The organism is Mycobacterium sp. IDUB_19 (assembly GCF_055419445.1).
Map to the genome: position 1 here is coordinate 19,264 of NZ_JBVAXR010000010.1, position 15,481 is coordinate 34,744.

Genomic DNA, 15,481 nt, shown 5'->3' on the forward strand with positions numbered 1-15,481 from the left:
TTCGAGCGCTGGCCGGAAGCTTCCGGCCCTATCGACAACGGAGGCAGCATGCGTGCAGCACGGGTGACGCGGCTAGATGGTCCAGACGCGATCGAGGTCGGCGAGGTCGACGAACCCACCGGCGACGGGATCGTCGTCGAGGTGCACGCCGCCGGCGCCGCATTCCCGGACGCGTTGCTCACCCGCGGCCTCTACCAGTACCGGCCCGACCCGCCGTTCGTGCTGGGGGCCGAGATCGCCGGGGTCGTTCGATCGGCGCCGGACGACTGTCATGTACGTCCCGGTGATCGGGTTGTCGGCCTGACGATGCTGACCGGGGGGATGGCCGAGGTGGCGGTGCTCTCCCCCGACCGGGCGTTCAAGCTGCCGGACAACGTGAGCTTCGAGGCGGGCGCCGGCCTGCTGTTCAACGACCTGACGATGTACTTCGCGCTGACGGTGCGCGGCCGCCTGCATCAGGGCGAGACGGTGCTGGTGCACGGCGCGGCCGGCGGGATCGGAACCTCGACGCTCCGGCTGGCGCCCGCGCTCGGGGCGTCCCGCACCATCGCGGTGGTCAGCAGCGAAGAGAAGGCCCAGGTCGCGACCGCGGCGGGCGCAACCGATGTGGTGTTGGCCGACGGCTTCAAGGACGCGGTGAAGGAATTGACCGGCGGCCGCGGCGTCGACATGGTCGTCGACCCGGTCGGCGGTGACCGGTTCACCGATTCCCTGCGCTCGCTCGTTGCGGGCGGACGGCTGCTGGTCATCGGCTTCACCGGTGGCGAGATTCCCACCGTGAAGGTAAATCGCCTGCTGCTCAACAACATTGACGTGGTCGGTGTCGGTTGGGGCGCCTGGACGGCGACGCACCCCAACGCGCTGGATGAGCAGTGGGCCGGACTCGAGCGCCTGCTCAGCTCGGGCCAGTTGGCTGCCCCGCAGCCCGAGGTCTTCCCGCTGGACCAAGCCGCCGCCGCGGTCGCGTCCATGGAGAATCGCACCGCTAAAGGAAAAGTCGTCCTCCGCGTCCGCGGCTAGCGGCCGCGCAAGCGAGCGGCCTTTTGCCCGCCTCCGAGCGACAACCGGGCCGCACCCTTGTGCGCCTCGAAAAGAGAAAGTAATGTCACTTTCAGTTTTGATCGCCTGACGAACCCGTCCACCACCCGGGAGTCACCATGGAATCCTTCGTTCACCTGCGCAAAGGCAAGACACCGCATCGCCTGCATGCCGACCTCGACGGCCTCAAGGACGACGAGCTGGGCCGGGGCGGGTTCACCGGACGGACGGCCAACATCTACCGCCGCCACGATCCCACCGCCTACCGGTCGACCGGACCGCTGCGGCCGGTCGACGTGCTGTCCAGCGAGCTCAAGCCCAGCGACGCCACCGACGCCAACGGTGGACCGCTGCTGATGTTCAGCAACGAGGACTGTCGCGTGCTGCTGAGCCGTCGCGCCGAGCCGATGCCCTACTTCGCCCGCCATGTCGACGGGGATCTGCTGTCCTTCGTCCACCAAGGCACCGGACTGCTGGAGACCGAGTTCGGCCCGCTGCGCTACCGCGACGGCGACTGGATCTACATCCCGAAGGCGTGCACCTGGCGCCAGGTGCCGGATCGCGAAACCACGCTGCTGATGATCGAGGCCACCGACGAATTCCGGGTGCCACCGCCGGGCCCGCTGGGCCGGCACTTCCCGTTCGACCCCTCGCAGGCCACCATCCCCGAGCCGGCTCCGATCGAAGACGACGGCCGCGACGAGTACGAGGTCCGGCTCGTCCACGAGGGCGGCCCGACAACGCTGTTCTACCAACACAATCCGCTCGATGTCGAAGGCTGGCGGGGCGACAACTTCGCCTTCACCTTCAACATCGACGACTACAACGTCATCACCTCCGACAGCGTCCACCTGCCGCCGACCGTGCATCTGTTCATGCAGGCCACCGGCGTCTACGTGATGAACTTCCTGCCCAAGCCCGCCGAGGGTGTGGCCGGCACCGAACGCACCCCCTGGTATCACCGCAACGTCGACTACGACGAAATCGCGTTCTTCCACGGCGGCTCGCTCTACGGCATCCCGATGCCCCCGGGCCTGATTACCCATGCGCCGCAAGGGGTTCACCACGGCGCGCCGGAGAAGGCGCGGGAACGAGCACGTCGCAAATTCGACGAGCACTCACGCGTCGACTGGCAGGTCATCGCCGTCGACACCCGCCGGCGGCTGACACCGTCACCCGAAGTACTGGCACACGACCTGGGACAACACTGACATGGGGAGCACGCAAACTGTGAAGCAAGCCGTCAAGCACGACTACGAACGAATCCCGTATCTGGTTGCCTTCCAGAACAATTCCAGCGTCCGCGATGTCTACGGCGGACTGGCCGAGATCACCGTGCTGGAAAGCTATCTGCTCAAACCGAAAGACAAGCCGTCGGACACCGTGCTGGTGTTCATGCACCCGATCGGCGGCGGCGCGTATCTGCCGATGATCAACGCGCTGGCCCGGGCCGGCCACCACGTCATCTACTGCAACAGCCGGTTCCGCGGCACGGATTCGGCGCTGCTGATGGAGAAGGTGGTCGAGGATCTCGGCGAGTGCATCAAGGACGCGAAAAACCGGCTGGGCTATCAAAAAGTGGTGCTGGCCGGGTGGAGTGGCGGTGGCTCGTTGTCGGTGTTCTACCAGCAGCAGGCCCAGCACGCGACGATCACATCGAGCCCGACCGGCGACGGCCCGGACCTGACCGCGCTGGAGCTGCCCGCAGCCGACGGCATCATGCTGCTGGCCGCGCACATCAGCCGGCACGGCACGCTGACCGAATGGCTCGACGCATCCATCCTCGACGAATCCGATCCCACCAAGCGCGATCCCGAGCTGGATATCTACAACCCCGACAACCCCAACCAACCGCCCTACAGCCAGGAATTCCTGGACCGGTACCGTCAAGCGCAGATCGATCGCAACCGCCGCATCACCGCATGGGTCAAAGAGAAGCTGGCAGAATTGAGCGCTCAGGGCCGCCCCGACGACGAATTCGGATTCGTCGTGCACGGCACCATGGCCGACCCCCGATGGCTGGATCCCACCGTGGATCCCAACGAGCGCACCCCGGGAACCTGCTACCTGGGTGACCCCCAGGTGGTGAACATGAGCCCGGTCGGACTGGCCCGCTTCTCGACGCTGCGCGGTTGGTTGTCGCAATGGAGCTACGACGAGGCGCGCGGCGACGGCGTGGACTGCGGACACGACATCGCGATCCCCGCGCTGGTGATCGGCAACCTGGCCGACGACGCCTGCACCCCCAGCCACACCCGGCGGTTGTTCGAGGCGATCGGTCATCCCGACAAGGAGATGCACGAAATCCCCGGCGCTACACACTATTACGCAGGCCTTGACCAACGCGACAAGTTGCGCAAGGCCGTCGACATCGTTACCGACTGGCTGATCCGACACGATTTCGCGAGCGCCGAATGACCGTGAGCGGACCGCTGGACGGCATCCGAGTGCTCGAACTTGGCACTCTGATCGCGGGTCCGTTCGCCGGCCGCTTACTCGGGGACATGGGCGCAGAGGTGATCAAGGTGGAGCCGCCGGGCGCACCTGACCCGCTGCGCAACTGGGGCCAGGCCGAACACGCCGGGCACCACGTCTTCTGGACCGTGGCCGCGCGCAACAAGAAAGCCATCACCCTCGACCTGCGCCGGCCGCCCGGCCGCGAACTGTTCCTCGAGCTCGTCGAGAAGTCCGACATCGTGGTGGAGAACTTCCGTCCGGGAACGCTGGAGAAGTGGGACCTGGGCTACGACGTGCTCAGCGCACGTAACGCGGGCATCATCCTGGTCCGGGTGTCCGGCTACGGACAGACCGGGCCCGACGCACACAAGGCCGGCTACGCCTCGGTGGCCGAGGCCGCCAGCGGACTGCGGCACCTCAACGGTTTTCCCGGCGGACCGCCGCCCCGGATTGCGCTCTCGCTCGGCGACAGCCTGGCCGGCATGTTCGGCGCCCAGGGCGCGATGGCCGCACTGTACCGCCGCAGCGTGACCGGGCGGGGCCAGGTCGTCGACGTCGCGCTCACCGAATCATGTTTGGCCATCCAGGAATCCACGATTCCCGACTACGACGTCGGCGGCGTGGTACGCGGACCGTCAGGCACTCGGCTGGAAGGCATCGCGCCGTCCAACATCTATCGCAGCTCCGACGACTCCTGGGTGGTGATCGCCGCCAACCAGGACACCGTGTTCGCCCGGCTGTGCACCGCGATGGGACGCCCGGAGCTGGCCAGCGACGACCGGTTCGCCACCCACACCGCCCGCGGCCGCAACCAGGACGAACTCGACAAGATCATCGGCGCCTGGGCCGCCGAGCGGCAGCCCGGGGACATCGTCGAAACCCTTTCTGCCGCAGGCGTGATCGCGGGCCCGATCAACACCGTCGCGGAAGTGGTCGAAGACCCTCAGCTGCGGGCGCGCGGCATGCTGGTCGAGCACTACGACGAACGCATCGAGCGCAATGTCTTGGGCCCCGGCGTCATTCCGGTGCTGTCGGAATCGCCCGGAAGTGTCCGCCACGCCGGGCCGGCCTGCCCGGGCCAACACAACAACGACATCTATCTGGGGCTGCTGGGCAAGACCGCCGAAGAGCTCGAGGAGTTGCGCGCCGAGGGGGTGCTGTGAAACCAGTGCAGAATCAGCACGTCGATATCCGTGAGGTGGCGCTGCGCGACGGGCTGCAGATCGAAAAGCCAATCCCATTGGCGGCGAAGCTGGAACTGCTCGCGGCGGTGGCAGCCACCGGCGTACGCGAGGTGGAGGTGACGGCTTTCGTGTCCCCGACGAAGGTGCCGTCGATGGCCGACGCCGCCGAACTCGCCGCGCACCTGCACAACTACCCCGACATCGAATTCTCCGCCCTGGTCGCCAGCCCCAACGGCGCCAAGCGCGCCGTTGCCGCCGGGCTACGGTCGATCGAATACGTGGTGGCCGCCGACGACACGTTCAGCAAGGCCAACGTCGGGCGCAGCAGCACCGAGGCCACCGACCAGATCGACGACATCGTCGCCATCGCACACGGCAGTGACGTCACCGTTGAGGTCGTCATCGCCACCGCGTGGGACTCGCCGTTCGAAGGCCCCACCCCGCCGCAGCGGGTGCTGGAGATCGCCACGGCCGCCCGCGACCGCGGGGCCGATCGCCTGTCGATCGCCGACACCATCGGCACCACCACCCCGGGCCGGGTCAGTTCGCTGATAGCTCAACTGCGTCCGGTGATCGGCGACCTGCCCCTGGGTGCGCACTTCCACAACACTCGCGGTGCCGGCCTGGCCAGTGCGTACGCGGCGGTCAGCGCTGGAGTCACCCGGCTGGACGCCTCGGTCGGTGGGCTGGGCGGTTGCCCGTTCGCGCCGGGCGCCACGGGCAATATCGCCACCGAGGACCTGGTCTACCTGCTGACCGACAGCGATATCGATGTCGACGTCGACCTGCAGGCCGCGATCGCCGCCGCTGATGTCGCGAAATCGGCTGTCCGCCATGACCTGCCGAGCGCGCTGCTGCGCGCCGGCGACCGGATCAGAAACTGATGTCCACGCCCGCCCCCGAATCGACGCGGGCGCTGACATCCAAAGGCCGCCAGACCAGGCAGGCCATCGAACTGGCAGCACGAAAACTGTTCGCCGAAAGAGGCTTTCACGGCACCACGCTGGCCGACATCACCTCGGCCGCGGGAAAGTCACCGGCGGTTTTCTACCGGTACTTCGCCGACAAGGAAGACCTGCTGGCCGCCCTGGCGGAGTCGTTCCTGCACGAGGTCGTCGCCCCGTCCGGGTTGAGCCTGCACCTGCCCGACTCGCCGGATGATGATGCGTTCTTCACCTCGGTGGTGACCGGATACTGGAACATCTTCAAGCAGAACATCGGCATCATGATCGCCGTCGCCCAACTGGCCACCACCCAACAACGGTTCGCGGCTGTGCAGAACGAGTTTCGGCGTTTCGGGATGGATATCGTGGCCGCATCGGTGCGGCGCGCCCAGGAGCAAGGTTACGGCCGCGAGCTGAACCCGCAGCACACCGCGGCGGCCATCGCGCTGCTGTTCGAGAACTTCACCACCGTCTTCGTCGGGCAGTCTGGTCTGGGAATGGAGATCAGCGACGACGACGCCATCGTTACCCTGTCGACGGTTTGGAAGAAGACCCTGTACGGCGCATAAGGAGATCATCGTGGATTTCACCCTCCCAGAACATCTTCCGGGCCTGCTGGCCGAGATGGATGCGTTCATCGAGGCGGAGATCAAGCCGCTGGAACGCGAGAATATCCAGTATTTCGACCAGCGCCGTGAGCACGCCCGCACCGATTGGGACAACGACGGCATCCCGACGCAAGAGTGGGAGGAGCTACTCGCCGAGATGCGTCGGCGCGCCGACAAGGCGGGCTGGCTGCGCTACGGATTGCCGGCCTCGCTCGGCGGCCGCGACGGTACCAACGTCGACATGGCGGTGATCCGGGAGCACCTGGCGCACAAGGGCCTTGGATTGCACAACGACCTGCAGAACGAGTCATCGATCGTCGGGAACTTTCCGCAGGTGATCATGATGGAGCGGTTCGGCACCGATGAGCAGCGCCGGGTGTGGTCAGAGGCGTTGATCACCGGGGAGCGGTCCATGGCTTTCGGGCTTACCGAGCCGCAGCACGGATCCGACGCGACCTGGCTGGAGACCCACGCCCAACGCGACGGGGACAGCTGGGTGATCAACGGCTCCAAGCGATTCAACACCGGGGTGCACCGCGCCACGCATGACCTGGTCTTCGCCCGGACGTCCGGTGAGCCGGGGCAAGCCCGGGGTATCACCGCGTTTCTGGTCCCGACCGACACGCCCGGATTCACGGTCCCCTACTACTGGTGGACATTCAACATGCCGACAGACCACGGCGAAGTCGAGTTGACAGATGTGCGCATCCCCACCGACGCGGTGCTCGGTGAGGTCGACCGCGGCCTGGAGGTCGCACAAACGTTCTTGCACGAGAACAGGATTCGACAAGCCGCGAGCAGCCTGGGCGCGGCGCAATACTGCATCGACCGCGCCGCCGAATACGCTGCCAAACGCACGGTGTTCGGCAAACCGCTGTCGGTCAACCAGGCCGTGCAATGGCCGCTGGCGGAGCTGCAGACCGAAGCGCAGATGGTGCGGCTGCTGGTGCAATTCGCCGCCTGGCACTTGGATAGGGACCACCACATGGAGGTGTCGGACAAAGTGTCGATGGCGAACTATCGCGCCAACCGATTGGTCTGCGATGCCGCCGACCGCGCCATGCAGGTTTACGGCGGCCTCGGCTACAGCCGTCATGAGCAGTTCGAGCACATCTACCGCCACCACCGCCGCTACCGCATCACCGAGGGAGCCGAGGAAATCCAGATTCGCCGAGTGGCCCAGCGGCTGTTCAAGTTTGGCAAGCAGTGACCGACGGCAACGAGCTGGCCCCCAAACTGGTAAGCGTGCTGGAGCCGGCACTCGGCGCCGGCACCACGATCGAGAATCTGCGGGCGCTCACCGGCGGCGCCAGCCGCACCACCTGGGCGTTCGACGCGGTCACCGGCAGCCAGCGCCGCGCGCTGATCCTGCGCACCGGACCACCCGACGACGTGCACGCCGGCATGGAGCTGGAAGCCCGCGCGCAGGCCGCCGCCGCGGCGGCCGGGGCACCGGTCCCCCACATCCTGGTCGCCGACGATTCGATTGCGCCGCTGGGCAATCCGTTTCTCGTCTGCGATGAGATCAAGGGCGAGACGATCGTCCGGCGCATCCAGCGCCGGCTCGATGCCGCCGACGGATACGCGCACCGAACCGAACTGCTCCGGCAATGCGCGCAGGCGCTGGCCGCCATCCACCGGGCCGACCCGCAAATACCCGGCCTGACCCACCAGGACCAGCTCGTCGAGTGGCGCGAGCGGCTCGACGCGATGAATGACACCACCGCGACCTTTGAATGGGCGTTTCGCTGGCTGGCCGCCCATCAACCGCACCCGTCGGCGACGGTTCTGGTACATGGTGACTACCGGATGGGCAACCTGATCGTCGACGGATCCGACCTGGCCGCGGTCCTCGACTGGGAGTTGGTACACCTCGGCGAGGCCTACGAAGACCTGGCCTGGTTCTGCATCCGCGCCTGGCGATTCGGCGCTCCAGCCAGCCTCGGTGCCGGCGGCCTCGGCAGCATCGAGAGCTTCGTGCGCGACTACGAGCAGGCCAGCGGGACTGCCGTCGACCGGGTGGCGCTGCACTGGTGGCTGGTGCTGGCCACCCTGCGCTGGGGTGTCATCTGCCGCTACCAGGCGGAACGGCACTTGACCGGCCAATCCCGCTCGGTCGAACTGGCCGCGATCGGCCGCCGCGTGTGCGAGACCGAGTGGGACCTCCTCAACCTGCTCGAGGAGGTCCGATCGTGATCGGCGCTTACGGCCGCCCGCTGGCAGCCGAACTCGTGGCCGCAGTCGCGGAATTCCTGGAAACCGACGTTCGGGCGGCGACCGACGGACAGGTCAACTTCCACTCCCGGGTGGCCGCCAACGCATTGCGCATCGTCGAGCGCGAACTGCTCGACGAGAGCGAGGCGGAATCGCGAGCCACGCTGGCCGACTTGGGTTTCCCCGACGAAGAACAACTTGCCGCCGCCATCCGGGCCGGCGAGTTCGACGAGCGTGCCGGGGATGTCCTGTCCGGCCTGAGGACCCTGGTGCGCAATCGACTAGCGGTTGCCCATCCCGGATACGACAGCGAATAGGAGCCTGACATGCCCGCTGCTACTGCCGAGGTCGTCGTCGACACGGCCGACCAGCTGTTCACGTCGATCGTCAACGGCGACAAGGCCGCGGTCGATCGGCTGTGGAGCGACGACATCGCGGTGTGGCGGGTGGGCGCCAGCCGGGATAACGACAAGCCGCGCGCACTGCGAGTCATCGACTGGTTCATCGGTGCCACCACCGAGCGCCGCTATGAAATCCTCGACCGTCGGCTCTTCGACGACGGATCGATCAGCGGCTTCGTCCAGCAGCACGTCCTGCACGCCACCGGCCATGAGGGGCAATCGATCTCCATGCGTGTTTGCATCGTGATCAGGGTGGGCACAAACGGATTGATCGATCGGATCGACGAGTACTTCGACCCCGCCGAGATCGCGCCGCTGATGAGGTGAGACGGACGATGACGACGCTGGAAACACTGCTGAATGATCCCGACCTGGCCGGGGTGTGGAACATCGTTCCGGACCGCTCGGCCGTCACCTTCAAGATCAGAAACATGTGGGGCCTGCTGAACGTCAAGGGTCGCTTCACCGAGTTCGCCGGCGACGGACAGCTCACCGGCAAGGGCGCGGTCTTCGGCCGCCTGGACATTCACACGGCGTCGCTGAACACCGGCATCGGCCGACGCGACGAGCACCTGCGTTCGTCCGACTTCTTCGATGTCGAGCGCTTTCCCGAGATCAGCGTCGTCGTCACCGCAGTGCACCCGACCGAAGGCAAGGCCGCGGACCTGCGCGCCAGCTTCACCATCAAGGGCGTCACGGCTCCGCTGCCACTGCCCGTCACCGTCACCGAGGCCGGCGACGGTTCGATCCAGATCGCGGGGGAAACCAAAATCGATCGATCCCAGTTCGACATCGGCTGGAACAAGTTCGGCATGATCGCGCCGACGGCCAAGGCAGCGGCGCAGGCCGTTTTCGTGCGGTCTGGCCAATAAAGCCGGTCGCGCACCAGTAGCATCTGGACCGTGCCCGACGCCACCATCGCTCTGCGGATCCTCGTCTACAGCGACAACCCCAATACCCGCGACAAAGTGAAGCGGGCATTGGGCAAACGCCTGCACCCGGATCTGCCCGAGTTGAACTACGTCGAGGTGGCGACCGGCCCGATGGTGGTCCGCACCATGGACGAGGGCGGCATCGACCTTGCCATCCTCGATGGCGAGGCGACCCCGACCGGTGGATTGGGAATCGCCAAACAGCTCAAGGACGAACTCGAAACCTGCCCACCGATCCTGGTGCTCACCGGACGCCCGGACGACGCGTGGCTGGCGAACTGGTCGCGCGCCGAAGCCTCGGTACCGCATCCGATCGACCCCATCGTGCTGGGTCGAACCGTGCTCGGGTTGCTCCGTGCTCCCGCCATCTAGCGCACCGTCAGGACAGTAGCCCGACCCGAAACGCGACGAAGATCGCGGCCGGACAGTTAGCATCACCCCGAGCAAGCGCCCAAGCGACCTCAACGCTATGTTGAAGATCACTGTGATGGGCTACAGACCCCGTTCGTCACAGCAGCCACGGTCGCCGCCTGGTCGCTTATAGGCGGCCCAACGACGGATCTTGGAGCGAGTTGAACGTCTACATACCCATCCTGGTCCTCGGCGGGATCGCCGCCGCTTTCGCTGTCGGCTCGGTTGCGATCGCGAGCATCGCCGGCCCGTCGCGCTACAACAAGTCGAAGATGGCGGCCTACGAATGTGGAATCGAACCGACCGAAACCCCGGTAAGTGGCCCGCATGCGACGCCCGGGCAGCGGTTTCCGGTGAAGTATTACCTGACCGCAATGCTATTTATCGTCTTCGACATCGAGATCGTGTTCTTGTATCCCTGGGCGGTCAGCTACGACGCGCTGGGAACGTTTGCTCTGGTCGAGATGGTGGTGTTCATGCTCACGGTCTTTGTGGCCTACGCCTACGTGTGGCGCCGCGGCGGCCTGACATGGGATTGAGGTAAATCGTGGGCCTGGAAGAACAGCTACCCGCCGGCATCCTGCTGGGGACTGTCGAGAAGATCGCCGGCTTCGTCCGCAAGAACTCGCTGTGGCCGGCGACGTTCGGATTGGCTTGCTGCGCGATCGAGATGATGGCAACGGCCGGGCCGCGGTTCGACATCGCACGGTTTGGGATGGAGCGGTTCTCGGCAACGCCCCGGCAGGCCGATCTGATGATCGTGGCCGGGCGGGTCAGCCAGAAGATGGCCCCGGTGCTGCGCCAGATCTACGACCAAATGGCAGAACCGAAATGGGTGCTGGCCATGGGCGTCTGCGCGTCGTCCGGCGGGATGTTCAACAACTATGCGATCGTTCAGGGCGTGGACCACGTGGTTCCGGTGGACATCTACCTCCCCGGCTGCCCGCCCCGTCCGGAGATGCTCCTGCACGCAATCCTCAAGCTGCACGAGAAGATTCAGGAAATGCCGCTGGGCGTCAACCGCGAGCACGCCGTCGCTGAAGCCGAGCAGGCGGCGCTGGGGGCCCGGCCCACCATCGAGATGCGTGGACTACTGCGATGAGCTCACCGGAGCAAGACCCGAAGGTAGCCGCCAGCGAAGTGGGCGGCGCCGTTCCGTCGCCCGGCGAAGAAGTGATCAACGTGCGTCGCGGCATGTTCGGCATCTCGGGATCGGGCGACACATCCGGCTACGGCCGCCTGGTTCGGGAGGTCACGCTGCCGGGCAGCAGTCCCCGGCCGTACGGCGGTTATTTCGACGATGTGGTCGACCGGCTGGCCGACTCGCTGAAGGCCGGCGACATCGAATTCGAAAACGCCATCGAGAAAGTCGTTGTCGACCGCAACGAACTGACGTTGCATGTGCGCCGCGAGGCACTGCCACAGGTGGCGCAACGTCTTCGCGACGAACCCGAACTGCGTTTCGAGATGTGTCTGGGTGTCAACGGCGTGCACTACCCGCACGAGGACGGCCGCGAGTTGCACGCCGTCTACCCGCTGCAGTCGATCACGCACAATCGCCGCGTGCGGCTGGAAGTGTCTGCGCCGGACGGTGATCCGCATATTCCGTCTTTGTATGCGATCTACCCGACCAACGACTGGCACGAGCGCGAGACGTACGACTTCTTCGGCATCATCTTCGACGGGCACCCGTCGCTGACCCGCATCGAGATGCCGGACGACTGGCACGGCCATCCGCAACGCAAGGACTACCCGCTCGGCGGTATTCCCGTCGAGTACAAGGGAGCGCAGATACCCCCGCCCGACGAGCGGAGAGCGTACAACTAATGAGCACAATCACTGATTCGACGCCCGATGGCGGCGCCGAAACTGTCGTGGTCGTCGGTGGACAGGACTGGGGGCAGGTTGTCGAGGCCGCCCACGCCGCGGATCCCGGCGAACGCATCGTCGTCAACATGGGGCCCCAGCACCCGTCCACACACGGCGTGTTGCGGCTGATCCTCGAGATCGAGGGCGAGACCGTCACCGAGGTGCGCTGCGGAATCGGCTACCTGCACACCGGCATCGAGAAGAACCTCGAATACCGGTACTGGACGCAGGGCGTCACCTTCGTAACCCGAATGGATTACCTGGCACCGTTTTTCAACGAGACCGCCTACTGCCTCGGCGTCGAGAAGCTGCTCGGCATCACCGACGAGATCCCGGAGCGGGTCAACGTCATCCGGGTGATGATGATGGAGCTCAACCGGATCTCCTCGCATCTGGTCGCGCTGGCCACCGGTGGTATGGAACTGGGCGCGATGACACCGATGTTCGTCGGCTTCCGGGGACGCGAGATCGTCCTGACCCTGTTCGAAAAGATCAGCGGTCTAAGGATGAACAGCGCCTACGTGCGCCCGGGCGGGGTGGCGCAGGATTTGCCGCCCAACGCGGAAGCCGACATCGTCGAAGGCCTCAAGGGGCTCAGACAGGTGCTGCGGGAAATGGGCGATCTGCTCAACGAGAACGCCATCTGGAAAGCGCGCACCGAGGGCGTGGGCTACCTCGACTTGGCCGGATGCATGGCGTTGGGCATCACCGGCCCGATCCTGCGCGCCACCGGCTTGCCGCACGACCTGCGCAAGAGCGAACCCTACTGCGGGTATGAGAACTACGAGTTCGACGTGATCACCGCCGACACGTGTGATGCCTACGGGCGCTACATCATTCGCGTCAAGGAGATGTGGGAGTCGATCAAGATTGTCGAGCAGTGCCTGGGCAAGCTGCGCCCTGGGCCGCACATGGTCGAGGACCGCAAGATCGCCTGGCCCGCCGACCTGACAGTCGGCCCCGACGGCATGGGTAACTCGCCCGAGCACATCGCCAAGATCATGGGCGGCTCGATGGAAGCGTTGATCCACCATTTCAAGCTGGTCACCGAAGGCATCCGGGTGCCGGCGGGGCAGGTCTACAGCGCGGTGGAATCACCCCGTGGAGAACTCGGCGTGCACATGGTCAGTGACGGCGGAACCCGTCCCTACCGGGTGCACTACCGGGACCCGTCCTTCACCAATCTGCAGTCGGTCGCCGCGATGTGCGAAGGCGGGATGGTCGCCGACTTGATCACCGCGGTCGCCAGTATCGACCCGGTCATGGGAGGAGTCGACCGATGACTAACCCCATTTCTTCCAGCCCTGGGGCCGGCTCTGGCGAGCGGGTGTTCATCCGGCTGGGGCCGCCGCCCGAAGAACCCAACCAGTTCGTGGTTGAGGGTGCGCCGCAGTCGTATTCGCCGGATGTCCGGGCCCGGCTGGAGGTCGATGCCAAGGAGATCATCGGCCGCTACCCCAACAAGCGTTCGGCGCTGCTGCCGCTGCTGCACTTGGTGCAAGCGCAAGATTCCTATCTGACACCGGCGGGCCTGGAGTTCTGCGGCGAGCAGCTCGGACTGACCGGTGCCGAGGTATCGGCGGTGGGCAGCTTCTACACCATGTACCGCCGCGGCCCCACCGGCGATTACCTCGTCGGCGTCTGCACCAACACGCTGTGCGCGGTCATGGGCGGCGACGCGATCTTCGACTCGCTCAAAGAGCATCTCGGCATCGGCAACGACCAGACCACCTCCGATGGATCGGTCACCCTGCAGCACATCGAATGCAATGCCGCGTGCGACTTCGCGCCGGTGGTGATGGTCAACTGGGAGTTCTTCGACAACCAGACTTGCGAGTCGGCGCGCGAAGTTGTCGACTCGCTGCGAGCCGGCAAGCCCGCAGCACCGACCCGCGGTGCCCCGTTGTGCAAATTCCGCGAAACATCGCGCATCCTGGCCGGTCTCGCCGACGAGCGCCCCGATGAAGGCCAGGGCGGCGCCGGCGCGGCCACGTTGGCCGGACTAGAGGTGGCCAAGGAGCACGGCATGCAGGCGCCGGAACCGAACACCACGACCGCCGGGGAGAAAGAGTAATGGCCGCCCCCACCGCGCCCGGCGAGCAAGCGACGCCGTTGACCCCGGTGATCAGCCGGTACTGGGACGACCCCGAGTCGTGGACGTTGGAAACCTATCGCCGCAACGACGGCTACCAGGCAATGCAGAAGGCGCTGGCGATGGCGCCCGACGCGGTGATCGGCACCGTCAAAGATTCCGGCCTGCGCGGCCGCGGCGGCGCCGGCTTCTCGACCGGCACCAAGTGGTCGTTCATTCCGCAGGGCGACAGCGGCGCGGCCGCCAAGCCGCACTACCTGGTGGTCAACGCCGACGAGTCCGAACCCGGTACGTGTAAAGACATTCCGCTGATGCTGGCGACACCGCACCTGCTCGTCGAGGGCGTCATCATCGCCTCGTATGCCATTCGGGCCAGCCACGCTTTCATTTACGTGCGCGGTGAAGTCGTACCCGTGTTGCGCCGCTTGCAGAACGCGGTGGCCGAGGCCTACGCCGCCGGCTACCTGGGTCGCGACATCAACGGATCCGGGTTCGACCTGGAGCTGGTGGTACACGCCGGCGCCGGCGCCTACATCTGCGGCGAGGAGACCGCGCTACTGGACTCGCTCGAGGGCCGTCGCGGACAGCCCCGCTTGCGGCCGCCGTTCCCCGCGGTGGCCGGGCTCTACGGCTGCCCCACGGTGATCAACAACGTCGAGACCATCGCCAGCGTGCCGGCGATCATTCTCAACGGCGTCGAATGGTTCCGATCGATGGGCAGCGAGAAATCGCCTGGCTTCACACTGTATTCGCTGTCCGGGCACGTCACCCGCCCCGGCCAGTACGAGGCCCCGCTGGGCATCACGCTGCGCGAGTTGCTCAACTACGCCGGCGGGGTCCGCGCCAGGCACCGTCTGAAGTTTTGGACGCCCGGCGGGTCGTCGACACCGCTGCTCACCGACGAACACCTCGACGTGCCATTGGATTACGAGGGTGTGGGCGCCGTCGGCTCGATGCTGGGCACCAAGGCGCTGGAGATCTTCGACGAGACCACCTGTGTGGTGCGCGCGGTGCGGCGCTGGACCGAATTCTACAAACACGAATCGTGCGGGAAATGCACGCCGTGCCGTGAGGGCACCTTCTGGTTGGACCAGATCTACGAACGGCTGGAAACCGGCAGGGGGACCCTCGAGGATCTCGACAAGCTGCTGGACATCTCCGACGCGATTCTCGGAAAGTCGTTCTGCGCGTTGGGCGATGGTGCGGCCAGCCCGGTGATGTCGTCGATCGAGCACTTCCGCGACGAGTACATCGCCCACGTCGAAGGAGGCGGCTGCCCGTTCGACCCACGAGACTCCATGCTTACGTCGAACGGAAAGGCGTGACAGCCC

General features: G+C 66.0%; 18 protein-coding genes. All 18 read left to right on the forward strand.

The window, feature by feature from the left end:
- Positions 1-48: 48 nt before the first annotated feature.
- The 18 genes from ACZY0B_RS10625 (at position 49) to nuoF (ending at position 15,475) form a co-directional block, all read left to right on the forward strand.
- Positions 49-1,020 (forward strand): NADPH:quinone oxidoreductase family protein, encoded by a 972-nt coding sequence (locus tag ACZY0B_RS10625; protein WP_463764065.1) that lies wholly within the window; start codon positions 49-51, stop codon positions 1,018-1,020.
- A gap of 137 nt (positions 1,021-1,157) precedes the next feature.
- Positions 1,158-2,249 carry a homogentisate 1,2-dioxygenase gene (locus tag ACZY0B_RS10630; RefSeq protein WP_463764066.1) on the forward strand — a complete coding sequence of 364 codons (1,092 nt, stop codon included), beginning with the start codon at positions 1,158-1,160 and terminating at the stop codon, positions 2,247-2,249.
- Position 2,250: 1 nt separating this feature from the next.
- The gene (locus tag ACZY0B_RS10635) at positions 2,251-3,456 is read left to right on the forward strand and encodes an alpha/beta hydrolase family protein (protein ID WP_463764067.1); all 1,206 of its coding nucleotides are present in this window, start codon (positions 2,251-2,253) and stop codon (positions 3,454-3,456) included.
- Entirely contained in the window at positions 3,453-4,658 is a 1,206-nt protein-coding gene (locus tag ACZY0B_RS10640) for a CaiB/BaiF CoA transferase family protein (RefSeq protein ID WP_463764068.1), read from the forward strand. Before ACZY0B_RS10635 ends, ACZY0B_RS10640 begins: the two co-directional genes overlap by 4 nt.
- A 5-nt stretch (positions 4,659-4,663) precedes the next feature.
- Positions 4,664-5,563 (forward strand): hydroxymethylglutaryl-CoA lyase, encoded by a 900-nt coding sequence (locus ACZY0B_RS10645; protein ID WP_463764182.1) that lies wholly within the window; start codon positions 4,664-4,666, stop codon positions 5,561-5,563.
- The gene (locus ACZY0B_RS10650) at positions 5,563-6,192 is read left to right on the forward strand and encodes a TetR/AcrR family transcriptional regulator (RefSeq protein ID WP_463764069.1); all 630 of its coding nucleotides are present in this window, start codon (positions 5,563-5,565) and stop codon (positions 6,190-6,192) included. The genes ACZY0B_RS10645 and ACZY0B_RS10650 overlap by 1 nt, the downstream gene beginning before the upstream one ends.
- Before the next feature lie 10 nt (positions 6,193-6,202).
- The gene (locus ACZY0B_RS10655; RefSeq protein WP_463764070.1) at positions 6,203-7,441 is read left to right on the forward strand and encodes an acyl-CoA dehydrogenase family protein; all 1,239 of its coding nucleotides are present in this window, start codon (positions 6,203-6,205) and stop codon (positions 7,439-7,441) included.
- Complete coding sequence (locus ACZY0B_RS10660; RefSeq protein ID WP_463764071.1) at positions 7,438-8,427, forward strand: phosphotransferase family protein; 990 nt, start codon at positions 7,438-7,440, stop codon at positions 8,425-8,427. The genes ACZY0B_RS10655 and ACZY0B_RS10660 overlap by 4 nt, the downstream gene beginning before the upstream one ends.
- Positions 8,424-8,762, forward strand: coding sequence for a DUF6285 domain-containing protein (locus ACZY0B_RS10665; protein ID WP_463764072.1), 339 nt, complete (start codon positions 8,424-8,426; stop codon positions 8,760-8,762). Before ACZY0B_RS10660 ends, ACZY0B_RS10665 begins: the two co-directional genes overlap by 4 nt.
- Before the next feature lie 9 nt (positions 8,763-8,771).
- Positions 8,772-9,173, forward strand: a complete 402-nt coding sequence (locus tag ACZY0B_RS10670) for a nuclear transport factor 2 family protein (RefSeq protein WP_463764073.1) — start codon at positions 8,772-8,774, stop codon at positions 9,171-9,173.
- Positions 9,174-9,181: 8 nt separating this feature from the next.
- Entirely contained in the window at positions 9,182-9,718 is a 537-nt protein-coding gene (locus ACZY0B_RS10675; RefSeq protein ID WP_463764074.1) for a YceI family protein, read from the forward strand.
- Positions 9,719-9,748: 30 nt separating this feature from the next.
- Positions 9,749-10,150, forward strand: coding sequence for an Rv3143 family two-component system response regulator (locus tag ACZY0B_RS10680; protein ID WP_463764075.1), 402 nt, complete (start codon positions 9,749-9,751; stop codon positions 10,148-10,150).
- Positions 10,151-10,350: 200 nt separating this feature from the next.
- The gene (locus ACZY0B_RS10685) at positions 10,351-10,728 is read left to right on the forward strand and encodes an NADH-quinone oxidoreductase subunit A (RefSeq protein ID WP_463764076.1); all 378 of its coding nucleotides are present in this window, start codon (positions 10,351-10,353) and stop codon (positions 10,726-10,728) included.
- Between the two features lie 8 nt (positions 10,729-10,736).
- Positions 10,737-11,291 carry a NuoB/complex I 20 kDa subunit family protein gene (locus tag ACZY0B_RS10690; RefSeq protein WP_463764077.1) on the forward strand — a complete coding sequence of 185 codons (555 nt, stop codon included), beginning with the start codon at positions 10,737-10,739 and terminating at the stop codon, positions 11,289-11,291.
- A complete protein-coding gene (locus tag ACZY0B_RS10695; protein ID WP_463764078.1) occupies positions 11,288-12,016 on the forward strand; it encodes an NADH-quinone oxidoreductase subunit C in 729 nt (242 codons plus the stop codon). The genes ACZY0B_RS10690 and ACZY0B_RS10695 overlap by 4 nt, the downstream gene beginning before the upstream one ends.
- The gene (gene nuoD, locus ACZY0B_RS10700; protein WP_463764079.1) at positions 12,016-13,341 is read left to right on the forward strand and encodes an NADH dehydrogenase (quinone) subunit D; all 1,326 of its coding nucleotides are present in this window, start codon (positions 12,016-12,018) and stop codon (positions 13,339-13,341) included. Before ACZY0B_RS10695 ends, nuoD begins: the two co-directional genes overlap by 1 nt.
- Positions 13,338-14,132: an NADH-quinone oxidoreductase subunit NuoE gene (gene nuoE, locus ACZY0B_RS10705; RefSeq protein WP_463764080.1), complete on the forward strand. Its 795-nt coding sequence runs from the start codon at positions 13,338-13,340 to the stop codon at positions 14,130-14,132. Before nuoD ends, nuoE begins: the two co-directional genes overlap by 4 nt.
- Complete coding sequence (nuoF, locus tag ACZY0B_RS10710) at positions 14,132-15,475, forward strand: NADH-quinone oxidoreductase subunit NuoF (RefSeq protein WP_463764081.1); 1,344 nt, start codon at positions 14,132-14,134, stop codon at positions 15,473-15,475. Before nuoE ends, nuoF begins: the two co-directional genes overlap by 1 nt.
- Positions 15,476-15,481 lie beyond the last annotated feature (6 nt).